The sequence below is a fragment of the Chryseobacterium sp. SIMBA_038 genome, from assembly GCF_046535115.1.
Taxonomy (GTDB): domain Bacteria; phylum Bacteroidota; class Bacteroidia; order Flavobacteriales; family Weeksellaceae; genus Chryseobacterium.
The window spans coordinates 138652-162359 of record NZ_JAWRXH010000009.1; the positions used below are offsets into that span (position 1 = coordinate 138652).

The 23708-nt window shown below is 33.6% G+C and carries 23 protein-coding genes; 10 read left to right on the top strand and 13 right to left on the bottom strand.

Annotated elements, in window-relative coordinates:
• The first annotated feature begins 84 nt into the window (after window positions 1–84).
• Window positions 85–1137, top strand: a complete 1053-nt coding sequence (locus SB689_RS20180) for a helix-turn-helix domain-containing protein (protein ID WP_410693877.1) — start codon at window positions 85–87, stop codon at window positions 1135–1137.
• Between the two features lie 32 nt (window positions 1138–1169).
• Here the strand turns inward: SB689_RS20180 and SB689_RS20185 are convergent, their stop codons facing one another.
• Window positions 1170–2588 (bottom strand): PLP-dependent aminotransferase family protein, encoded by a 1419-nt coding sequence (locus SB689_RS20185; RefSeq protein ID WP_410693878.1) that lies wholly within the window; start codon window positions 2586–2588, stop codon window positions 1170–1172.
• 123 nt (window positions 2589–2711) lie between these two features.
• Here SB689_RS20185 and SB689_RS20190 point away from each other — a divergent pair, with 123 nt between their 5' ends.
• The 6 genes from SB689_RS20190 to SB689_RS20215 all read left to right on the top strand — a co-directional run bounded on the left by SB689_RS20190 (window position 2712) and on the right by SB689_RS20215 (window position 8042).
• Window positions 2712–3227: a hypothetical protein gene (locus SB689_RS20190; protein WP_410693879.1), complete on the top strand. Its 516-nt coding sequence runs from the start codon at window positions 2712–2714 to the stop codon at window positions 3225–3227.
• A 193-nt stretch (window positions 3228–3420) separates the two neighbouring features.
• Window positions 3421–3786, top strand: coding sequence for a hypothetical protein (locus SB689_RS20195; protein ID WP_410693880.1), 366 nt, complete (start codon window positions 3421–3423; stop codon window positions 3784–3786).
• A gap of 49 nt (window positions 3787–3835) precedes the next feature.
• Window positions 3836–5251 carry a PLP-dependent aminotransferase family protein gene (locus tag SB689_RS20200; protein ID WP_410693881.1) on the top strand — a complete coding sequence of 472 codons (1416 nt, stop codon included), beginning with the start codon at window positions 3836–3838 and terminating at the stop codon, window positions 5249–5251.
• Window positions 5252–5658: 407 nt separating this feature from the next.
• Window positions 5659–6435, top strand: coding sequence for a hypothetical protein (locus tag SB689_RS20205; RefSeq protein WP_410693883.1), 777 nt, complete (start codon window positions 5659–5661; stop codon window positions 6433–6435).
• A gap of 15 nt (window positions 6436–6450) precedes the next feature.
• Window positions 6451–7242 (top strand): hypothetical protein, encoded by a 792-nt coding sequence (locus SB689_RS20210; RefSeq protein WP_410693884.1) that lies wholly within the window; start codon window positions 6451–6453, stop codon window positions 7240–7242.
• Between the two features lie 2 nt (window positions 7243–7244).
• Window positions 7245–8042 (top strand): hypothetical protein, encoded by a 798-nt coding sequence (locus SB689_RS20215; RefSeq protein WP_410693885.1) that lies wholly within the window; start codon window positions 7245–7247, stop codon window positions 8040–8042.
• A 142-nt stretch (window positions 8043–8184) separates the two neighbouring features.
• On the opposite strand, the gene SB689_RS20220 is transcribed toward SB689_RS20215, so the two are convergent.
• Both SB689_RS20220 and queG read right to left on the bottom strand, forming a co-directional pair.
• Window positions 8185–8862 carry a TIGR02117 family protein gene (locus SB689_RS20220; protein WP_410693886.1) on the bottom strand — a complete coding sequence of 226 codons (678 nt, stop codon included), beginning with the start codon at window positions 8860–8862 and terminating at the stop codon, window positions 8185–8187.
• 361 nt (window positions 8863–9223) lie between these two features.
• Entirely contained in the window at window positions 9224–10168 is a 945-nt protein-coding gene (gene queG / locus SB689_RS20225) for a tRNA epoxyqueuosine(34) reductase QueG (protein WP_410693887.1), read from the bottom strand.
• A 68-nt stretch (window positions 10169–10236) separates the two neighbouring features.
• On the opposite strand from queG, the gene SB689_RS20230 reads away from it, so the two are divergent.
• From SB689_RS20230 to SB689_RS20240, 3 genes are all read left to right on the top strand, one after another.
• Window positions 10237–11448, top strand: coding sequence for an outer membrane beta-barrel protein (locus SB689_RS20230; protein ID WP_410693888.1), 1212 nt, complete (start codon window positions 10237–10239; stop codon window positions 11446–11448).
• 78 nt (window positions 11449–11526) lie between these two features.
• Entirely contained in the window at window positions 11527–11826 is a 300-nt protein-coding gene (locus SB689_RS20235) for a rhodanese-like domain-containing protein (RefSeq protein WP_066750942.1), read from the top strand.
• Window positions 11827–11855: 29 nt separating this feature from the next.
• Complete coding sequence (locus SB689_RS20240; RefSeq protein WP_410693889.1) at window positions 11856–12473, top strand: hypothetical protein; 618 nt, start codon at window positions 11856–11858, stop codon at window positions 12471–12473.
• Window positions 12474–12558: 85 nt separating this feature from the next.
• Here SB689_RS20240 and SB689_RS20245 read toward each other — a convergent pair whose 3' ends face one another.
• The 10 genes from SB689_RS20245 to SB689_RS20290 form a co-directional block, all read right to left on the bottom strand.
• Window positions 12559–13335: an alpha/beta fold hydrolase gene (locus tag SB689_RS20245; RefSeq protein WP_410693890.1), complete on the bottom strand. Its 777-nt coding sequence runs from the start codon at window positions 13333–13335 to the stop codon at window positions 12559–12561.
• A gap of 15 nt (window positions 13336–13350) precedes the next feature.
• A complete protein-coding gene (locus tag SB689_RS20250; protein WP_410693892.1) occupies window positions 13351–14340 on the bottom strand; it encodes an NAD(P)H-dependent flavin oxidoreductase in 990 nt (329 codons plus the stop codon).
• A gap of 81 nt (window positions 14341–14421) precedes the next feature.
• Window positions 14422–15792 (bottom strand): peptidylprolyl isomerase, encoded by a 1371-nt coding sequence (locus tag SB689_RS20255; RefSeq protein ID WP_410693894.1) that lies wholly within the window; start codon window positions 15790–15792, stop codon window positions 14422–14424.
• A gap of 87 nt (window positions 15793–15879) precedes the next feature.
• Entirely contained in the window at window positions 15880–16803 is a 924-nt protein-coding gene (locus SB689_RS20260) for a PfkB family carbohydrate kinase (protein WP_410693896.1), read from the bottom strand.
• A gap of 28 nt (window positions 16804–16831) precedes the next feature.
• Window positions 16832–17389: a gliding motility lipoprotein GldD gene (gene gldD, locus SB689_RS20265; RefSeq protein WP_410693897.1), complete on the bottom strand. Its 558-nt coding sequence runs from the start codon at window positions 17387–17389 to the stop codon at window positions 16832–16834.
• Between the two features lie 340 nt (window positions 17390–17729).
• Window positions 17730–18773: an A/G-specific adenine glycosylase gene (gene mutY / locus SB689_RS20270; protein ID WP_410693898.1), complete on the bottom strand. Its 1044-nt coding sequence runs from the start codon at window positions 18771–18773 to the stop codon at window positions 17730–17732.
• Between the two features lie 170 nt (window positions 18774–18943).
• Window positions 18944–19402, bottom strand: coding sequence for a hypothetical protein (locus tag SB689_RS20275; protein ID WP_410693899.1), 459 nt, complete (start codon window positions 19400–19402; stop codon window positions 18944–18946).
• A gap of 80 nt (window positions 19403–19482) precedes the next feature.
• Window positions 19483–20847 (bottom strand): DUF5458 family protein, encoded by a 1365-nt coding sequence (locus SB689_RS20280; RefSeq protein WP_410693900.1) that lies wholly within the window; start codon window positions 20845–20847, stop codon window positions 19483–19485.
• A gap of 21 nt (window positions 20848–20868) precedes the next feature.
• Window positions 20869–21417: a type VI secretion system contractile sheath small subunit gene (locus SB689_RS20285; protein ID WP_082891087.1), complete on the bottom strand. Its 549-nt coding sequence runs from the start codon at window positions 21415–21417 to the stop codon at window positions 20869–20871.
• Between the two features lie 155 nt (window positions 21418–21572).
• The gene (locus SB689_RS20290; RefSeq protein ID WP_410693901.1) at window positions 21573–23669 is read right to left on the bottom strand and encodes a M13 family metallopeptidase; all 2097 of its coding nucleotides are present in this window, start codon (window positions 23667–23669) and stop codon (window positions 21573–21575) included.
• Window positions 23670–23708 lie beyond the last annotated feature (39 nt).

Genomic DNA, 23708 nt, shown 5'->3' on the forward strand with positions numbered 1-23708 from the left:
AAGTAAAATTTTAAATTTCATTATCATTTTACAAATATTTAAAAATCAACAATTTACATAAATCATTTTTTGAAAAACACTAAAATGGCAACTGATAAAAATTTTATTATAGAATCTGCTGACACATTAAAAAGGAAGCTTATCGCTCAATATGTGTATTTGATGTCCGGTATATTGTTCGGATATGCTTTGGCATTTTATTTTATAATCGGTGATGTATTCTTTGCTACCTGCACATTTGCCTATTCAATTATTTTATTTTATACTTTTTTGATCATTCGTAAGAATTATAACATCAAAACATTAGTTCATCTTTATTTAACCTATGCGTCCTTGTTTGCTGCATTTGTTATGCTTGGATTTTGGAAATATTCTGCTGCGACCTGCATGTGGCTTTTACCGTTACCGCTCGGAGCTTATATTCTGTTGGGTAAAAAGTACGTTTACATCTATTCGGCTTATATATTAAGTATAATTGTAGCTGTAAGTATTCTGACAAAATTTTATTCATTTAATTATTTTAGCTTCCGAAACGTGCAGTACATGGTGATTTCTGATACTTTTGTGGGAATCGTAAACAGTATCGTATTCGCTCTTCTACTCTATTATAATGAAAAAATAAAAAAAGTAGAGGTTATGGAAAGCTTTATTAAAAGCACAAATACTTCCGAAAGTGCAGCAAATCTAGAACGTGAAAATACAGACCCTATTTTTACTGAATCCACTGACCCTATTAAGTTTAAAGAAAATAATCCCGTTGAAAATAATGAAAACCTTGAAAAATACATCCTCCTGTTTGATCAGGTAAAAAATGTTGTTGAAGAAAAGGCGCTTTTTAAAGATGTTGATTTTTCTATTTCACAATTATCTAATATTTTAAAAACCAACAATTTATATATTGCAAAATCCATCAAAGCAAATGGATATTCAAATTTTAATCACTATCTTAACACTTGCAGAATTGAAAATGTAAAAAAACTGATTCAGGAAAATGATATCAATAAAATCACGTTGATGTACATTTATACGGCTTCAGGATTTTCTAATCAATCTACCTTCAACAGAGTTTTCAAGCAGATAGAAGGCATAACGCCATCGGAATACATCAATAAAAATAATGCGTTGGAGTTTAATTAAATATCTAATTCTTATTTAAATTAAAAAGAAAATTATTCTAAAAACTCCTGAACTTTTCTACCAAGATTTTCCAGCGAAAGAATACTTTCTGAAGTTATACGATCGGCAAACACTGCCCGAAAATGATGGTCATATTCATCTGTAAACGAAAAAGTATTTCCCGGCGTAAATAAAATCTTCTGACTTTCACAATATTCATAAAAAGCCTCCATATCAACATTTTGTGGCAATTCTCCCCAAATACTGTAACCACCCTGAGGTCTGTGGAAATAACAGTTTTCAGGGAAAAATTTTCTTAAAGCATCTAATAATTCTATTGACTGTTTTTCCAATTGTTTTCGAAACGAGCGCAAATGTCTGTCATAACTATTGCTTTCCAAAAGTTTTATCATTAATTCCTGATAAATTGGAGCAACAGATCTACCAAGAGAGAACTTTAATCGTTCAGTTTCGGCAAAAAATCTCCCTGAATTCAGCCATCCCAAGCGAATTCCCGGCGCCAAAGTTTTGGAAAACGAAGAAAATGTCATCACCAAACCTGTTTTATCAAAATTCCGAATATTGGACGGTCTTGTTCCATCAAAATAAAGATCTCCGTAAATATCATTTTCAATGATTGTAATTTGATGATTTTCGGCAATGGAAAGCAGTTCTTTTTTATTATCATCTGTCATCAAAATCCCTGTAGGATTATGAAAATTCGGAGTAACGACAACTGCCCGAACGGGATTTTCATCACAAATATTTCTAAAGTAATTTACATCAAAACCATCCTTATAATGTACAGGAATTTCAATCGTTTTCAACTTCAAATTAGAAATAACCTCCAAAATAGAGAAAACACACGGACTTTCAACAGCAATCAAATCGCCCGCATTAGTTACAGATGCCAAAGCGATATAAAGAGCCTGCAACGCACCGTCTGTGATGATCAATTCTTCTGTGTTCATCGTACATCCGTATTTTGCAGAACGTTCTGTAATCTTTTCTCTCAATGCTAATGAACCATTTAGAGGATAATAACGAAGAAGTGAGGCTCCTTTTTCCCGAATTACTTCCTGCATTTTTCTTAAAATCAATTTTTGAGGGATTAAAATATCTGTTGGTGATGTAGAATTGAACGAATTATATTCAAAAGCTTTACTCTTTGTTGATGTGAGTTCAAGGTTTTTATTAAATACAGAATTTTTTGCAACTGGTAATTGTTTCACCGTATTTTCAGGAATAGTTTCCTTTTGATTAAAAGCCACAAAATAGCCCGAACGCGGAATATTTTCAACCAAACCTTTCATTACAAGATAATCATATCCGCTCTGAACCGAACTTATGCTTAAATGATATTTCTCTTTGATATCTCTAACAGAAGGCAAACGGCTTCCCAACTTCACTACTCCACTGTTTATCTGATCCTCCAAAATAGAAGTAAATATTTCATATTTATAAGTCTGCATACGTCTCGAGTCTAACTGTTCTGAGCAAAATTACAAAATTCATAACTGTACCGATTTAATTTTTCATAACTGTATCTAAATTAAAGCTCAATAATCTCTTACCTTCGAATAAAAAAGAATCCAATGGAAATAATTTCAAAATTCGCAGTAGGATCCGACAAAGGTGTTGATGATCTTTTTGATGTGAAAAAAGCATTTATTAGAGATACTTATAAGGAAATTGCTTCTTCCGAAACCATAGAAAATTACATCAAAGAACATTTGGATCACAGGAAAATGATTAATATTTTGAATGATCTTTCGAATCAGCTTATTATGGTTTTTGTGGATGATCAACCTGCAGGATATTGTCTATTTAAAAGTGGTTCAAGCTATTCTGATGCTTCTAAAGGTAAAAAAATGACGGAGATTATAAATTTTGGAATACTTTCAGAATACAATTCATCAGAAGTGAGAATTTCGCTTTGGAATAAAGTAAAATCTGCGATCAAATTCACAGATAGTATTTGGGTTAATATCAATCAAAATCATCCTCAGCTTGAATTTTTTAAAGATAACGGATTTCTTTTGGTTAAAGAATCAGCTTCCGAACCTTTTGGAATAGCTTCTTCTATTTATGAACTCAATATTTCAAATTAATAACAATATTTTCTCTAAAAAACCTTTGAGATCAACCCATTTCAGAGGTTTTCTTTTGTTTACGATTTTCTTTAAAAACCGAAATTCAATTAAAATTTTAAAAATAAAATCTGTACCCACAATAATACACACTTCTGTATCTGTAACCATAATTTAAGACTCCATAGCTTTGTACTATATAAAGCAAAGCATTATGGAAACGGCCTTTCAACCTCAAAAACAACTTCAAATCTCTGAAGTTTATATTGCAGATATAGTAGAACTAAAGAATATTTTTCTTCAACTCTCAAATCTTGAAATAGTCACTGAAAATTTTGGAATTCCTTTTCTTATGATCAGGCAAAAAAATAATATCATCGCTTTTGCAAGTCTTTTTATTAATCAAAAAGGAGAAACTGATTTTGTGATTTATGAAAAATCAAGTTTAAATACAGAAGAAAAAAAGAACTTCTTTACTCATGCTCAGAGCTATTTTAAAAGAAATAATTCTGCAAATTACCGCGATCCTTTACAACTTAAAAGCAGTATCGAAAGAATGATCAATTGGTTGAATATTTGATAAAATCAGACTAATAATTCCATACATTTACTTAAAATCCTACTTTTTTATGGCTAAAGAGGTCTTATATCTTAAAATAGCAAAAATAATTACCGAACAAATACAAAGTGAGACTTTACAGTTTGGCGACAGATTGCCCTCACTTCGTAGCGCCCAGAAATTATATAATGTAAGTCTGAATACCATAAAACTGGCCTACATGGAATTGGAAAGCCGTTCTCTTGTTGAATCCAGACCAAAATTCGGGTATTTTGTGAGCCAGACCTCACAGCGGAAACTGGCGCTTCCTTCTGTGGTAAAAATTAAAGAATCAGGATTAGAAAAACCGCATCAAGATTTAATAGATAAGGTTTTCGGAAGTATTTCTCATCCAGATCTTACTCAATTTGCGTTGGGAATTCCCGGAAAAAGCTTTCTTCCTTTAGCCAAATTAAAGAAATCGATGCTGAATGTTGTTAAGGCTAAAAACGACAGCGGAACAAATTATGAACCCGTACAAGGAAACGAACACCTGCGCAGAGAAATTGCAAAATGGTCATTGATTTTGGAAGGAAAAATAACTGAAGATGATCTGGTAATCACCTCCGGCGCGATGAACGCCATTTATCACTGTCTTATGGCGGTTACAAAACCCGGAGATTCCGTTGCTGTGGAAAGTCCGGTGTATTTTGGGATACTGCAGGCGATTCATTTATTAGGATTAAAAGCTGTGGAAATTCCGACCCATCCAATTGATGGTTTGGATCTGGATGCTTTGAAAAAAGTTTTACCCAAAATATCAGCCTGTTGTTTTGTGACTAATTTTAATAATCCGTTGGGATTTCAAATGTCTGATGAGAATAAAAAAGAATTGGTAAGACTTATCACCGAATACAATGTTCCTTTGATAGAAGATGATATTTACGGAAATTTATATTTTGGTTCAGAAAGGCCAAAGCCCTGCAAATTCTATGATGAGGCGGGTCTTGTGATGTGGGTAGGTTCTGTTTCCAAGGCGTTGGCTCCGGGATATCGTGTGGGATGGGTGGCTCCGGGGCAGTTTAAAGATAAAATTATTCGTCAGAAATTGGTTCAGACCGTATGCAGTCCGTCATTTTATTCTGATGTTATTGCTGATTTTCTTGAACATGGAAGATATGATCATCATTTAAGAATGTTCAGAAATAAACTGTATTCCAATTATCTTCAAATTCAAAAGTCGGTTGCAACCTATTTTCCTGATAATACAAAAGTTTCCGAGCCTAAAGGTGGTTTTATGCTGTGGCTGGAACTTGACAAAAGAATTTGTACAGAAGATCTTTATGACGAAGCATTCAGTAAAAAAATAAGCTTTGCTCCGGGAAGAATGTTTTCTCAGCATAATCAATACACGAATTGCATGCGTTTAAATTACGGATTGGAATGGACAGATCGTGTAGAAAGTGATCTTGAGAAATTAGGAAAAATGATTAAAAATAGTATTTAATTATTTTCTTCTAACTATGAAACTCAAACTTACTTTTAGATAAAATTTTTATGATTCAATTATAATTTTCCGTTGAAATTCAATTTTCATTGGTGAATATTTCGTGTTTGTATTTTTCAAAATTTACAGGATCTTTTTCCCTAAAAGATCAATAAAATTTATGTCTTTCAAGGCTTACCAACTAGAAAATATTTTGTTGAACATTTATTTTAATAAAAAAAGAATCAAACCCAAAATCAATAAACATATTTAAAAATCAAACACTTACACATATGTAACATCTATGTAATACCTGTTTATTTTTTTTAAAATACGTCTACAATTAGATTTGCACCTGAAATTTCAAAAAAGTATAAAATATTTTATCGCAAAATGAAAAAACCTAATTAAGAAAAAAAATTATCAGGATGAAAAATAACTTATTATTAATAGCTATATGTTTTTCGAGTATTCTAAAATCACAAATAGGGTTTGGAACTGCAAGTCCTAATTCTAATTCAGCTTTAGAATTATCATCTACTTCAAAAGGATTATTATTACCTAGAATACAGCTTTCGAATACCACTCTATCTACTCCGCTTGCCAATCATGAAAAAGGGATGATTGTTTATAATCTAGCTGCAATAAATGATGTTGTAGAAGGCTTATATATTAATGATGGCACCAAATGGCAGAGATTATACACAAATCAACCCAATATTGGTGACGTATATTATAGTTTTGCAACAACTGATTCTAAAGGATGGTACAAATTAGATGGCAGAGCTTTAACCTCTTTACCTGCCGGAGCACAAGCAAATGCTGCCAAGCTTGCAATATTTTCAGCATTACCCAATACAACAGACAGATATTTGAAACAAAAGGGAGCTTCTGCAATGTTATCACTTGGTGGAGCTCAAACCGTTACGCTTAGCCAATTAAATTTACCAAATATTACATATACAGGAAATACAAGCACTAATGGAAATCATTCTCACCAATATGCAGATAGAGGCTATACGACATGGGATCATAAAATAGGAACGGCTCAATTTGCCAATACGGCAAGTTTGGCTAATCAAGTGACTAGTGCAGCTGGGGCGCATACTCATTCAGTTCAAGTAAGTTCAGGAGGATCAAACACGGCAATAACTATCGAGCCCAAGAATTTAGCGGCAAATGCTTTTATTTATTTAGGTTTCTAATTTTAAAATTGTACAATGAAAAATATATTACTTTATATCATATTAATCTTAGGAATATCTAATAAGATTAAAGCTCAGGTCGGAATAGGGACAGCTAATCCAAGCAACAATTCGGTTTTGGAGGTTTCCTCAACAAATATGGGTGTATTATTAACAAGAAATAATATAAGTTCTACTGCTACTCCTCCACCATTATCTGCACACGTGAAAGGAATTATTACGTATAACCTTTCAAATTCAAATGATGTTTCAGAAGGTCTATATCAAAATAACGGGACAAAATGGAATAAAGTTTCTTACGATTATCCTTACGGCACAATCTCAAACAGTTTTGCCACGGCAGATAATAACGGTTGGTATTTACTGAACGGAAGAGCTGTTTCTTCCCTTCCGGAAAATGTTCAGTCGAGAGCAGTAAGCTTGGGATTTGCAACAAATTTACCCAATACAGACGATCGATTTATTAAGACAAAAGATACTTCTGAAGCTTTAGCTTTATTATCCGGAAGTTCTACAATAACCTTAGCACAAACTAATCTTCCCAGCGTTACTTTTACAGGGACTACCAATTCTGCAGGAAACCATACACATACTTATACCGACAGAGGTACAGGTACTACTACAAATAGCTCAAGTGGACCGGCAGGTGCAAATCCGGAAGCTGATGATACCGCGGGGACATATACCACTGAGCTTAGTGGTGATCATTCCCATACAGTTTCATTCTCTTCGGGTGGAAGTTCACAGCCCATCAATGTAACTCCAAGTTATTTAGTAACTAATGTATTTATTTATTTAGGAAATTAATTATGAAAAAGCTAAACAATATAATTATCTTAATTATTACAATACTTATTTGTAATATTCTGAACGGACAGGTTGGAGTTAATACCTCTAATCCCAGCCAAGAATCTCTATTAGAATTATATTCTACCAACACAGGATTTTTGCCTGTAAGACTTTCTTTAGTAAGCTCGGCCAGTGCATCTCCCCTTTCACAACATGTTAAAGGTATGATGGTCTATAATACAACAAATAATGTCACTTTATCTGAAGGGCTTTATCTGAACAACGGAACTGAATGGCTTCGATTATCAACTTTAGATACACCTATAGGAAATGTGAAGTATGGAGTTCAGACAGCTGATCACAATGGATGGTATTTATTAGACGGAAGAGCCGTTTCATCTTTACCCGTTTCTGTACAATCCAATGCTACATCTATTGGCTTTGCTACCAATATTCCAAACGCTTCCGGTAGATATTTAAAAGCAAAAACCGGAGCCGAGACTTTAGGAACATTAGGAGGAAATACAGCTTTTACTGTTGCACAGGCTAATTTACCCTCTATGACTTTCAATGGTACCGCTCTTTGGGCGGGGAGTCATAACCATACTTATACTGATAGAGGCAATATAGTTGCTAACGCATCAAACGCTGGAGCCATCGTAAATAATCAGGCTGATGATTCTGCCGGAACATTCACTACAAGTGCTGCAGGAGACCATTCTCATACCTTTAATGTAACTACAGGAGGATCTAATTCAGCTGTATCAATAAATCCTAAAAACATTGCTCTAAATATTTTTATATATCTAGGACAATAATAAATCCAAGATCGCACAATCAATGATTTTATTTGAATATCATTTAAATAATATACGATTCTAAAAACACAAAAAGGAGCTGTATCCCTCACAGCTCCTTTATTTTTAAATTATAGATCGTTAATTTTCTTTATTTCAAAAGTTATTTATAATGCTGAAAAATTCCGGAATCTGTAGGTGTCCAGAACGCTGCTTTTTGTCCGGCCGCTTTTAATGCATCGTTCGACCAAGTGTTGCAGGTATACAGAAAACTGTATTTTCCCTGAGCATCATAAAATGCATCATTATCGCTGTAAACCGCATTGGTAGGAATTAAAATAAAATTCCCGTTTTGATCTTTATCGAATTTATCATCAACAAATTGTACCAGCTTTTTATATTGCGATCTGCTGATCATAATTATTTTACAATCGTCCGCCTCTTTCATTGTTTTATAATACGTACAGTGCATTGCAGATTCGCCCAACCAAAATGCAGCTTTGAAAGCTGTTGAAAATTTCAGATCTGCCCAAGTCGGTGTGTCCAGATAAAAACCTTTGTCGCCCCACCCGACTCCAATATAATTATAATCTGTTTTCTTTGATTTTGTATTGGCAAAAGGAATTTTCGTGCTCCAATCCTGCATATCGTTTCTCACAGGCATTACAATATCTGTATGCACCCCGTTGGTGTAAATATAAATCGGAATTTCTTTTTTCTCTCCGTCATCCTTTGCTGAAACTTCAATAAACGGCAGCAAATAAGCCATTAAACCGTACAGAACAATAATTCCTACAATGACACCCAAAATTTTAAGGATAGACAATAATACCATCTTCACACTCATGTATTTGAATAAAATTTAATTAATAATTTTTCGTAAAAGTATTTGTTTTAATCGGAAAAATGATTAAATTTAGTTACGAAATATACACAAATATGCGTAAAAACATCAAATCCCAAAAAAGATTGAAAGTAAGAGTAAAAACTGCTCCAAAAAGAGTTCAAAAAAAACGTTGATTTTCTAAGAGATTTTATCTTTTTGAAAGTCATTTTTTCTTTTATAGGAAAGGCTTTTATTGAGTTTTACTTAAATATATCTTACCCTCCTTTACAACAAAAAGTATAAGGAATGGTCGATTAACCGCTTTTGTTTTGGAACCGAAAAATTCCAGACGAGGATTTATCACCAAAAATCTGAACTATTTTTTATCTGAAGTCTTTCCTAAAAATTCAATATTCCTTTTCAAACCTGCAAATTTTGTTCTCTTGACAGGAGATTTTCTGAAAATTTCTGAAAATAATTCCTGAGTAAGTTCTTTCCACTCTCCTTTTTTAAAATTTTTGAGCGATTCGTTTGGTGCAAATTTGGTTTGAAGATTCGGTGCAGAAAACCGATTCCACGGACAAACATCCTGACAGATATCGCAACCGAACATCCAATCTTCCATTTTATCTTTAAAAGAATCGGGAATTTCGTTTTTCAATTCTATTGTTGCGTAAGAAATACATTTACTTCCATCAATAAGTTTCTCAGAAACAATGGCATCTGTCGGACAGGCATCAATACATTTTCGACAAGTTCCACAATGATCAGTTGTTTCATGATCCGGAATTAATTCTAAATCACAAATGATTTCCGCCAAAAAATAAAAAGAACCATTTTGTTTCGTGATCAGGTTTGCATTTTTTCCAACCCAACCAATTCCTGATTTTCTGGCCCAACTTCTTTCTAAAACCGGCGCGGAATCTACAAAAACTCTGCAATCAAAATCTCCGATTTCTTCTCTTAATTCATCAACCATTTCACGAAGAATTTCTTTTACCACTTCATGATAATCTTCTGCGTAAGCATATTTGGAGATCTTATAATTTTCTAATGTTGAAATTTTTTCTTTGGGGAAATAATTATAGGAAAGTGAAATCACCGATTTTGAGCCTTCAACCAACAATCTTGGATCAAGCCTTTTATCAAAATAATTTTCCATGTATTTCATTTCGCCATGAAAATTATTCTTCAACCAATTTTCCAAATTTCTGGCATCTTCTTCCAAAAAATCAGCCTTAGAAATACCACAACTTTGAAACCCAAAACGCTCGGCTTTAGATTTAATTAATTGTGAATATTTTTCGGCATTCGAATTCATGATTTTTACATTGCAAAACTAAGATTATTTTATAAATTTGCGCCTTCTAAAAACTAACATTTATAACTATGAAAAAGTTAAGTCTATTAACAATAATTTTATTTAGTTGTGCATCTTTCGCACAAATCAAATTCGAAAAAGGATATTTTATAAATAACTCTGGTGAAAAAAGTGAAGTATTAATAAAGAACTTAGACTGGAAGAATAATCCTATAGAATTTGAATATAAGCTTGATGATTCATCAAAAAGCATCAAAGAAGACATTAGCAATGTACAAGAGTTCGCTATCAATGACGGTGATAAATATGTTCGTCAAACAGTAATGATAGACCGATCTTCTAATGATCTCAAGTTCCTTTCCCAAACAAGAGAACCTAAATTTGAAAAAAATGAAGTATTCTTAAAGTACTTAGTAGAAGGAAAAGCTAGTCTATTATATTATGAAAATGGTAACTTAAGAAGGTTTTTCTTTACATCCAATACAGATGAGGTTAAACAATTAGTTTACAAATCTTATTATATCAATCAAAGTCAAATTGCTTATAATGAAGATTTCAAAAAACAATTAGCTGAGGTTTTAAATTGTGGAATTGATAATAAAGAAATCCAAATTTTAAATTATAATGCAAAAAGCTTAACAAAGATATTTAACAAAAATAGCCAATGTCTTACAGGCAGCTCAATAAGTTATACTGATAAAAAAGAAAAACAAGACGTATTTAATTTAACAATAACACCTGGAATCAGTATGTCTTCATTTCAAATTAACAATTTGAATTATCCATCTGAAGAAACTAAGTTTGATAAAAAATTTAGTTTCAGAATTGGTGCTGAATTTGAATATGTACTTCCTTTTAATAAAAATAAGTGGTCACTATTTATAGAACCTACATATCAGTATTATAAAGATGAGAAAGAAAGTACAACTTTTTATACAGGAACTCCGGTTGAGAGACATCTACAACATAGTATCGACTATAAGTATATTGAAATTCCGTTAGGTATAAGACATTATTTTTTCTTGAATAATCAATCAAGGTTATTTTTAAATGCTGCTTATGTTACAAATATTAATTTAAACTCAACCTTTAAATCAGGTTATTATACGACCGATACGGTATCTACTCAAGGAAATTTTATGATTGGAGCAGGGTATAAATACAATAAGCTCAGTGCAGAATTTAGAATTGCAACATCTAAAGATATCTTAGGAAATTATTTAAGCGCAAGATCACATTTCAATTCAGTTTCTTTAATTCTAGGTTATACTATTTTATAAAAAATTAGCTCCAATAAAAATAGGCTCGAAATTTTTACGTATTTTCGTTAATATTTAATGTTTAAAATCAAAACAGTTATGTCTTTAACAGAAGTATTAAAATCAGGAAACTATGAATTAATCGACGTTCGTGAACCAATGGAATTGGAAATGGACGGAAATATAGAAGGTGCAAAAAATATCCCGTTAGGTGAAGTAGAAGATAGAAAAGAAGAATTTTTATCTATTGAAAAACCTGTCATCATCTTCTGCAGAAGTGGAAACAGAAGCGGAAAAGCATTGGAATATCTTAATTCTCAAGGCTTAAAAGACGGTTACAACGGCGGTGGCTGGGCAGACCTAAAGGCAACCATTGAAGCAAATCAAGGAACTTTTTAAGTTCCTTTTTTTATCTAAAATATCTTCGAATGGAACTTAAAGACAGATTCAATCAGCTTTGTTTACAATTCACTAAAGATCAAAACCTGATTGAAAAGTTTTGGAAAGAAATTGAAAAGAAATATTCTGAAAAAGGCAGACATTATCACAATCTGGAGCATTTGGAAAATATGTTTTCTGAACTTGAATCTGTGAAAGATAAAATTTCAGACTTCAATATTATTTCTTTTTCAGTTTTTTATCATGATGTGATTTATGATGCTTCTTCAAAATCCAATGAAGAAAAAAGTGCAGAATATGGGAAAATCAGACTTGAAAAATTAGATATTGATAAACAATCGATTGATACAATTTCCAATCAAATTATTGCTACAAAAGCGCATCAAAAATCTGATGATCAAGACACCAATTACCTATTGGATGCAGATCTTTCAATACTTGGAAAAGACGTTGAAACCTATCTTGAGTATACCAAAAAGATCAGAAAAGAATATTCTATTTATCCAGATTTTCTTTATAAACCCGGAAGAAAAAAAGTACTACAACATTTTTTAGAATTGGAAAATATTTTTAAAACTGATTATTTTAGAGAAAAATATGAAGTTCAGGCGAGGAAAAATATTGAGTTTGAAATTAGTCTTTTATAAATTTTGGCTAAAGCCAATTGAATAGATTAAAATTGAAAAGCGGACTAAAGTCCGCTCCTATTGATAAAATTGATGTTTAATACTCTTAATTTTCCACTATTTCATTGATAAAATCAACCGATTTATTTAAAACTAAATCAGGAACTTCTTTATGAGGCGTGTGTCCAACGTTCGGAATAATATATTTTTCTGATTTTCCACTAACCTGATTAACTGTTTTCTCAACTTGATCTAATGTTCCGTATTCATCCGCTTCTCCCTGAATAAAAAGTAATGGACTTGTGATATTTTTTAAAAGATATTCAATATTCCAGCTTTTGAATCTGTTGCTTAGCCAAATTTCCGTCCACGCTTTAACAATCATTGGAACTTTATCGCCGTGATATTTTGCTAAACGTTCCGGTAAATCCGTTGTTTTATACGCTTCAAAAGCATCAAAAACTCCTTTAATCGTAATATCTTCAACGAAAATATGTCCAGCTTCACAGATTACAGCTTTTATCTTTTCAGGATATTTTGAAGCGGCGATTAAAACAATTGTTCCGCCGTCGCTGTGACCGAAAAGAATCGCATTATTGATGTTTAATTCTTCCAATAATTTATTCAATACACCTGCTTCAAGCTCCATGTAATTGTTTTCTCTTTCATGAGAAAGCATCGGAAAAGATTTTCCGTAACCCAAACGGTCATAAACTAAAACATTACATTGAGTTTCTCTTGCAATTTTGGCAGGAAAATCCCTCCAAAGCTGAGTACAACCTAAAGAATCGTGCAAAAAGACAATTGTAGGTTTATTTTCAAATGAATTATCATATTCTATATAAAGTTTTTCACCCTGTACATCTATTATCCTACCTTCCATTCTGATCAACTTTAATTAAAAGCTTGGAGCTTTTGCTTCTTCAAATTCTCTCAATAAATTACTGAAAACGTTTTCTACAGGTAAAATATCATGAATCAACGCTGAAACCTGACCGATTTCCAGTTCGCCATCTTCCATATCACCTTCAAACATTCCACGCTTTGCTCTGGCTCGGCCTAAAGAAGCAACCAAAGCCTCGGTATTTCTTCCGGTTTGATAAATCCCCTCCAATTCGTTAAAGAACTTGTTTTTGACCATTCTTACGGGCGCCAGTTCCTTCAAAGTAAGATGAGTATCACCTTCATTAAGTTCTGTGATCTTCTTTTTCCAGTTCTCGTGCGCGCTGGCTTCAATGGTTGCGGCAAAACGAGACCCGATCTGAACTCCGTCTGCGCCTAAGATCATGGCAGCTTTCATTTGTGAACCTAAAGCGACTCCACCGGCTGCGATTAAGGGTTTTGAAATATGTTGTTTTACATTCGGAATTAGACAAAATGTTGTTGTTTCGTCTCTTCCGTTGTGTCCGCCTGCTTCAAAGCCTTCTGCTACAATCGCGTCAACTCCGGCATCTTCACATTTCACTGCAAATTTTGTGGAGGAAACAACGTGAGCGACTTTCAATCCTTCTTTTTGAAGAGTTTCGGTATATGTTTTAGGATTTCCGGCAGAAGTGAAAACTATTTTTACGCCTTCTTCCAAGATAATCTGGATCACTTCATCCAAATTCGGATATAACATAGGAACATTTACTCCAAAAGGTTTGTTGGTAGCCAACTTACATTTTTGAATATTCTCTCTTAAAACGTCAGGATACATGCTTCCTGCGCCAATTAAGCCTAATCCGCCACAATTAGAAACAGCGGAAGCCAATTTCCATCCGGAATGCCAGATCATTCCCGCCTGAATAATTGGATATTGTATATTAAAAAGTTCTGTAATTCTATTCTGACTTTGCTGCATCTCGTGAAGTTTTTTAGCTGAATTAAAATCTATAAAATTGCTCATGCTGTAAAAATAATAAAAACAAAGGTTTCATGGGACTTTTAAGCACAAAAAAAACCTTCAGAAATTCTGAAGGTTTTGATTTTATTTTTTGGTTGTCTGTTTCTTCCAAGCTCCTTTGAAGTTACAAGAATCATAACGTCCGTTTATTGATATGAATGTCGTCGGTAATTTTGAATTTACAAACTTCTCAATCAGTTCATTTTTCTTTTTGTTAAGCGCCATCTGCTTTATCCTGTCATAATCTGTCTCCATTGTAATTTTGTGAGCAGGAATTACATCTTCCATTTTCACGATCTTTACAACCTTTCTCTTTCTTTCATCCTCATCATCAAAAGCACTTGTAATATCTCCTTTATTTAAACCTGCCAATTCGTAGCTGATTGATCCCGGAATACTTTCTCTTTCAATTTTGTTTGAACCATCTGCTCCAGGAATGATCCCTGCATTAAATTTAGTTCTTTTGTCATCCGAAAATCTAAAAGAAGCATCTTTAAAAGTAGTTTTTCCATCGATGATCAGCGTTCTGATACTGTCTAACTTTACTTTAGCCGTTTTAATTTCAGCTTCAGTAGGCGTTGCCATCAAAAGAATATGTCTTGCATCGTAAACTTTTCCGGCTTTTCTTACTAACTGAATGATGTGATATCCAAATTCAGATTCAATAGGATCTGAGATATCTCCTTCCTGAAGATTCAAAGCTGCAGCTTCGAATGGTTTTACCATCTGTCCTTTAGTAATATTCTTCATCAAACCGCCATTAGGCGCAGAACCCGGGTCTTCAGAATAAATTCTTGCCTGACTTTCAAAACTTTCTCCTCCTAAAATATCTTTTTTAATTTTAGTAAGTCTGTCGATAATTTCCTGCTTGTGAGCTTCTGTCAATTTAGGATTCATAACAATCTGAGCCAAAGAAACTTCGTCTTTGATCTCCGGCAATTGCATTTTATACAGATTAAAGAAATCCGTAACCTCGTTTGGAGTAACGTCTGCCTTCTCTGTAATTCTCTGATATTTTGCCTGACCGTAATAGGTGTCTGTATCGATCTTTTCGATAGCATTCTTCATTTCGTATCCCGTTCTGAATTTATAGGCTGCTAACATTGTCTTTTCGTCCGGAAACTGAGAAAGTAGCTGAGCATATTTCCCATTTGCCTGTTCTTTGATCGCAGCAGAACGGTTTTCAATTAAAGTATCTTTTTTTGCTTCGTAAACAAGAAGTTTATTGTTGATCAAGTTCTCCAAAAACTCACATTTATCTGTATTAGAAGCTCCCTGCTGTTTTGCATAATTCATTTGTTCGTTCACATCAGACTCGAGAACAATTTCATCTCCAATTACCGCAGCAATCCCATCCACTAGTTCTCCAGGTTTTAGTTGAGCTTTCATCATATTTGCTGAGAACAAAATCATGAAAATTCCAAAAAGAAAAGTGATCTTTAGTTTATTTGTCATTTTACTATTTTAAACAAGTTGCAAATTTAGAATTCTTAATGAATTATGCTAAATTTTTTATTATAAATATTTCTTAAAAAGACGTATTTATTGTAGTTCTACATCAAATGTCGTCAATTCCTTGAATTGTCTTAATCTACTGAACATATCAGCTTCGGTTACTTCCTCAATTCTCTCTGTTCCGAATTTTTCAACCGTGAACGATGCCATTGCAGAACCAACGATTAAAGCAGACTTCATTGTTTCGAAATCTATCTTACCTTTTTTAGCTAAATATGCTGCAAAACCTCCTGCAAAAGTGTCTCCCGCTCCAGTTGGATCGAACACATCTTCTAATGGAAGAGCCGGAATAGCAAACACTTTACCATCGTGGAAGAGTAACGCTCCGTGTTCCCCTTTTTTAATAATAACATATTTAGGACCCATTGTGTGGATCTTTTTAGCTGCTTTTACCAAAGAATATTCTCCTGAAAGTTGTCTTGCTTCTTCATCATTAATCGTGATTACATCAGTTTTAGCAATCATTTCCATTAAGATATCCAAAGCAGAATCCATCCAGAAATTCATTGTATCTAAAATAACCAATTTAGGACGTTGGTTCATTTTTTCAAGAACTGACAACTGAACTCCCGGGTGAAGGTTTCCTAATAATAAGATCTCAGAATCTTGCATAGAAGCAGGAATTTTTGGATCAAAATTTTCCAAAACGTTTACTTCAGTTGCTAAAGTATCTCTTGTATTTAAATCGTTGTGGTATTTTCCTGACCAGAAAAAAGTTTTTCCTTCTTTTACGATCTCAAGTCCTTCGATATTGATGTCTCTTTTTGTAAACATATCAAGATGTTCTTGCGGGAAATCTCCTCCTACTACAGAAACAATTCCGGATTTTACGCCCAAAACAGATGAAGTGATTGCGATATAAGTAGCAGCACCTCCTAAAATTTTATCAGTTTTACCAAATGGTGTTTCGATTGCATCAAACGCAACGCTTCCAACAACTAAAAGTTTCATATATTTTTCAATGTATTTTTTAAAGTAATTATTTTTTCCATTCGAAAGTATCCAGCAGATGTTTCATATCTTTTTTGATATAATCCACAGCGGGAGCCAATGAATCCGGTTTCGGTCTTGTATTAAAGTATAAATAAGCAGTCACAAAGTGTTTTGTGCTGTCTGTAATGTAAAATTGAAGATTGGAAGCACTCTGTCCTTTTAGCTCATAAAAATTTCCATATACCTTTTTTTCAGGGTATTCGAAAGATTTTGTATCTATTGAACTTGCTTTAATGGTATGTTCGTATACCATTTTTTCAGCTTCTTTGATATGATCCGCAAAGTCATTATTAATCGGATAATAGGTCACGAATAATTTTGCCTTCATTTTAGGATAATTCAAATAATACCAACAAGGCTTTTTAGCATCGGTAATTTTTGCAAAATCTGAATATTCAAATGTGTAAGCACAGTTGTTTTCAAATTTCTGATATGTTGGTGTGGGATACTCTAATCTCAGTTCTCCATAAGGTTTGAGAACAGGATCTTTTCCACATGATATTAAAAGCAATGAAGCAAATATAAAAATGACCTTTTTAATCATTTTGCAAAAGTACAAATTAGATTTCAGATATAGGAAGACAAATTTCAGGATTTCAATGAGTTTTGGATTTGAATTTTATTTAAATATTATTTTTATTTGTTTTTAACGCAAAGGGCGCTAAGATTTTTTTAAACTACTAAACTTTTTTAAGGTCGCAAAGGCGTTTCACTTAGCTAAGAACGTTTTTAACAAAATGCTGTCATTATGACGAAGGAAGAATCTATTATTGAATTTATTACCACCCCGTTTGTCATTCCGTAGGAATCTCGACAGGGCTTTTCATTACTGTGCTTAGATTCCTCCGGAATGACAAACATGATGTTCTTCTTACCTTTTATAATTAAAGAATCCTGTATGCAGTATGATAATTTTGGATATAAGTTTCCAAAGGTTTTGGGAATGATTTTTCGTGAGAACCTTCAAAATCTGTAATGATATATTGATTTTCAGCAATGAAATCTGCCCAGACAGTTTCAGAATCGACTTCTACGTTGAAAATTTCTATGCTTAAATTTTTGTGTGTTAGTTTGTGATTAACTGTTTTTGCACTTTTAATGAAAGGCATTAATTCTTCAGAAATCTCAGGTGGAAATTCAAATAATTTTTTCCAAATGAAATCATCTTTTCTTTGTTGAATTAAAAATTGTCCGTTTCTGTGAACAAAATAATATTTTAAACCTAAATCTGCAGCTTTTACTTTTTTAGTTTTAACAGGAAATTCAGAGATTTTATTTAATGAAAAAGCCAAACAGTCTTCATTTAAAGGACATTCTCCGCAAAGTGGATTTTTAGGTTTGCAAATTTCAGAACCTAAATCCATCATCGCCTGGTTGAAATCTCCTACATTTTCAGGCAAGACTAAAGTTGCCAATTCGGAAAAATAATTAAAAGCTCTGGAATTGGAGATATCAAAATCATCCGCAAAAATTCGGCTTAAAACACGATAGAAGTTACCATCAACAGCAGGCATTTTTCCATTAAAACAGATGCTTGAAACCGCTGCAGCAGTATATTTTCCGACACCTTTCAGTTTTAAAATTTCATCATAATCGGAAGGAAAAGTTCCTTGATAATCAGGCATGATTTGTTGAGCGGCTTTATGAATATTTAACGCTCTGGAATAATAACCTAAGCCTTTCCAATACAGCAAAACCTCATCTTCTTCAGCATTGGCCAAAGTTTTCACATCCGGAAATCGTTTGATGAAATTATTGTAATGATTAAGTCCCTGATTGATCCTTGTCTGCTGAAAAACGATCTCGCAGATCCAGATTTTATAAGGATCTTTTGTCTGTCTGAAAGGTAAATCTCTGGCGTTTTGTTTGTACCAAGCCAAGAGTTTGGTGCCGATGTGCTTGAAGTTTGAGTTTTCTATTTTTTCCAAAAGGTTTTCTTCTTCATTATTTTAGATGCTTCGACAAGCTCAGCGTCACATAAAAAATAATTGATAAATTATAATTGATAAATGATGAATGTTAAACATCCAAAATTTAAAATCTACTTTTCTTCATACAGAGCTTATAAGCATCTTTTAATATTTGCAAAGATAAAATTTTATTTATCAGCTTTCACGGAATAAACCGGAGCGTCTTTTAACCATTGATACTTAAGATTCTTGTCTTTTGCGATAAACCGGTAACCTTCAAGTTTTTGCAGATAGATATACATCGCCTCTTTTTTTAAATCTAATTTTTGATTAGAAAGAAACTGAAAAGGAAAACTTACTATCGAATCTCTTGTTGTTTTCACGACTTCCCCAGAATTAATTTTATATATAAAAATAGGTCTTCCACGTCCGGAATAGCTATCCACAAGTTTAACATTTGAACTTGCAATTACCATTGCACTCGCTTGGCTAGATTCTTCTGCACTCATTACATATGCCTTGCCCTCCTGACGCTGGTCTTTAAAAAGATCTATTTTATGCTCAGGGCCTTGAAGTTTTTTGTCTTCACAGCTTAGTGTAAAAACCATAAGAAAAATCGGCAAAAGATATATTGGTCTGCCTTTCATATTACTTATTTTGAGATTTGGTAGAAAAAAACCGATGTAAAAAAATGCATCGGTTTTTTAGTATAAAAATTTGATTTAGTCTAGTCCTGAGTGTATTGAGATTCCCATTCGTTACCGTCATCTCCTTTATGTCCGTCTAATTTAATAACGAAACTTTTTGTAGGGAAATAAGGCGTCAAACGAATATCAAGCCATACTCTGTCTTTGTTTACTTTATCCTGCTCAAAACGTACGATCTTGAACTTTTCGATCAATTTATCAGCTCCTTTGATACCGTCTAAGAACGTAACGATCTGTCTTCTAAGATCATCTTCATTTTTAGAATTCCAGTTTTCGAAGGCTCTTCTATTTAAGAAATCTAATAAAACTTTAGTTACATAATCGAATACACGAACAACTGAATACGTCTGAAGTCCAATGTTATCTCCTGTGAACAATGTTTTTGCAGAGAAAGCCATGATTTTACCGTATTCGTTAACCATAGGAACCAATCCCATTTTTTCAAGCTGAGAAATTTCACTTTTCTTCAATTCGAATTTTACGGCATCAACCTCGTTAATGTTACCATGTTTTTTACCGGCAGCAACCTGAGACATTAATGTTTTATGAATTTTTCCGGCTAATGAAGTTGAAGGCGGAAGTTCTACGTTTTCCTCTTCACCAACTTCTTCAGCTCTTCCACGGCCAACAAGCCAGTTACACGTCATAATTACATTACTTCTGTGTAATTCGCCTCCTGTAAGATTTGCGGAATGGAATAGATCCACAACGTCATCCGGCTTATCAAGGTTAGCAAAATCCGTAACTAACATTACTTTGTTTTCATTACAGATCTTTGCCCATTTTTCGATCACTTTATTTGATCCTAAATATCCCGGAATCGCCAGAATTGAATAGTTATCTCTAAGATCCAAACGATCATAGTAATTCTTAAATTCATCAGAAACCGCATCAATGAAAAGCGGATTATCAAGATCTGAAACCTGCTCTAGCGTTGCATTAACGATACTTACGTTATCAACTTTGTCAAGTTCTGTATTTTTGTAAAACTGAGCGACTGTTCTGTAGTTTACTTCCAACTGACGAACCGCGTCCAGTGTATTTTTTAAGTTTGATTTTAAACTTTGGTCTGCCTGCTGCGCTTTCGTTTTGCAGGTATCAGCCATTTTATCCGCAGATTCGTTACCTTCCAAAAGATTAACCCAAAGATTAATTTTTTGAAGCAACTCTTTTCTTTCATCTGTCTTATTATTATCGGTAAGGAAAATTTCTTTCCTGGCTTTTCTTGTAGGGTTCATGTTGGCGATACCATCTACAACAGATTCAACAAATCCGAAACCTCCAATTTTATTGAGTTCGGCGATCGGGTTACCTTTCGGCTGACCTCCCTGTTGTTGCTGTTGACCTTGTTGCTGGTTTTCTGCCGCTTGTAATTTACTATCCATGATTAATGTAAAGTCTTTAGATTATTTTTCAAGTTCTTGTGCCACTTCTTTCAATACTTCCACAAACGCAGCTCTTGTCTGATCGTTTTCCAGCATATTACGCAGAATCTTATTCGTTTTCAGCTGGCGAACAATTTTGTTGTATTGCTCTTGCTCCATGCTAAGTTCTTGTAAGTAATTTGATTTCTGAGTAAGATTTTTGGGAGTGAAGTCCGCAAGATTTTGAAAACGGAATTCCTCTTCTACCACACCGCCGTCCTCTGTTTCGTGCTGTACAGACACAGAAGGCTGGAAATGTTTGAAGACGTCGTCCACAGTCTTTAATCCTGTTACAATTTCAGGAACATAGGTTTCGTCGGTCGTAAGCTGGCTCACAATGAGCGACTTATTCTCCTGTATTTCCTGAATAGCTTCATTAGCGTCTACTTTTACCTCGTTTCCGCCAACACCATAATTAAACATTGCCATATTATTATTATTTTGAGATTTTAGATTTTGGTGTGAATTGGTTTTATCATCATCAAATAACTTACCAATCCAATGTTTAAATTTAAAAAAAAACTGTAACATACAAAATTTTGTTAAGATTTTTCTTGAAATATTTAATTATACGTATTATTAATAACTTAAAGTTACGATTTTACGATGTCACTAAACTATGAAAAATAAATAAAAAAACGCACCATTTCTGATGCGTTTTTCTTTTCTAACAATTTTTGGCTCTATTACCAAATTTTTATTCTGTCCTGAGGAGCTTTATACATTTTGTCTCCAGGCTTAATATCGAAAGCTTTGATGAAAGAATCCTGATTAACCAAAGGCCCGAATGCTCTGAAAACTCCAGGCGAGTGCGGATCTGTCTTAACCTGATTCGTCATATACTGATCTGTAGATTTTGTTCTCCAAACTGTTGCCCAGCTCATGAAGAATCTCTGATCTTGTGTAAATCCGCTGATTAATCCCGGATTTCCTTTGTCTTTGAGGTACATTTGAAGTGCATCGTAAGCTACTGCTACTCCCCCCAAATCACCGATATTTTCACCGCTTGTGAATTTTCCGTTTACAAAACTTCCTTTTACAGGCTCGTAAGCGTTGTACTGTGAAGCTAACTGACCAACTTTAGCGTCAAAGTTTTTACGGTCGGCATCTGTCCACCAATTATTAAGGTTTCCATCGCCGTCGAAACGAGAACCGCTGTCATCAAAACCGTGAGAGATCTCATGACCGATCACTGCACCAATTCCACCAAAGTTTACTGCTGCGTCTGCATTAGGATTGTAGAAAGGTGGCTGAAGGATCGCTGCCGGGAAAACAATCTCGTTGTTTGAGCCGTTATAGTAAGCATTTACCGTCTGTGGAGTCATTCCCCATTCTGTTTTATCAACAGGTTTTCCTACTTTGTCTAAGCTTTTCTGATATTGCCATTCAGACACATTTTGAAGATTAGAATATAAAGTTCCACCCGCTTTTGGAGATTCTACTTTTAACAGCGAATAATCTTTCCATTTGTCCGGATAAGCGATTTTTACTGTGAATTTTGATAATTTTTCCTGAGCTTTTACTTTTGTTTCAGGAGACATCCAATCCATATCATTGATATGCGTTTTGAATGATTTTAAAATATATTGAATATATGTCTCCATCTGAGCTTTTGCTTCCGGAGTGAAGTATTTTTCAACATATAATTTACCAAAAGCTTCACCAAGAACACCATTTACAAGAGTCAATCCTCTTTTGTTCATAGGACGCTGCTCTTTTTGACCTTGAAGATATTTTGAATAGAAATCAAATCTGATCTGCTCTAAGTTTTCATCTAAATTGGAAGCATTTCCGTTTACTAAATGATATTTCAGATAATCTTTCAATAATGGAAGATTTTTCTGCGTGATGAACTGATCCATATTTTGGTAATATTTCAATTCACCAACGATTACTTTATCAGTTTTTACTCCTGCATCAGTTAAATATTTTGCAAGATTTACATTTTTAACCAAACCTGATAATTCAGATACATTTTTAGGGTTGTATCTTAAATTGGCATCTCTGTTTTGCTCAAGCGTCAATAAATAATTGGCCAATTGTTTTTCGAAATCAACCACATTTTTTGCAGCTGCATCAGAATTTTTATATCCTAAAACTCCGAATAATTTTCCAACATACACTTGATATTCAGCTAACGTTTTTGTGTTGGCTTCGTTTACTTTTTGATAGTAATCTCTTCCCAAACCAAGATCAGGACCGCCAAGATATACTGCATTCATAACAGAATTCTTCATATCTGCGCCCACTCTCCATCCGTAGAAAGAATTGTCGCCTAATTTTGTAGCGTCCAACAAATATTTCTGAAGATCATTGACGTTTTTAATCGCATCAATCTTTGCTAAATCTCCTTTGATCGGAGCCAGACCGTCAGCATTTCTTTTCGCTGTATCCATGAAAGATGCATACAGATTCTGGATCTTTTGACCCTCTGAACCTGTTTCATATTTCTCAGATAAGATTTTGTTTAAAATATCCAAAGAAGCATCATCTACATTTTCTCTCAACGCATTGAAAGATCCCCAGCTCGCTTTATCAGAAGGAATCTGAGTAGTTTTCACCCAATTTCCGTTAACATAGCTAAAAAAATCATCCTGTGGACGCACACTTTTATCCATATAAGATAAGTTGATCCCTTCTTCTTTTGCTTCTTTCTTTACCGGTTCTACAGCAACCACTTTAGGCTCTGTTTTTGTACTTGTTTCGGCAGTTTTTGCTGTACCACACGAGTTTAAAAATACAATACCCGAAAGAGCAAGTATCCCAATATTTAGCTTTTTCATTAAAGATAATTTTTGATTTTACACAAACTTACCAAATAT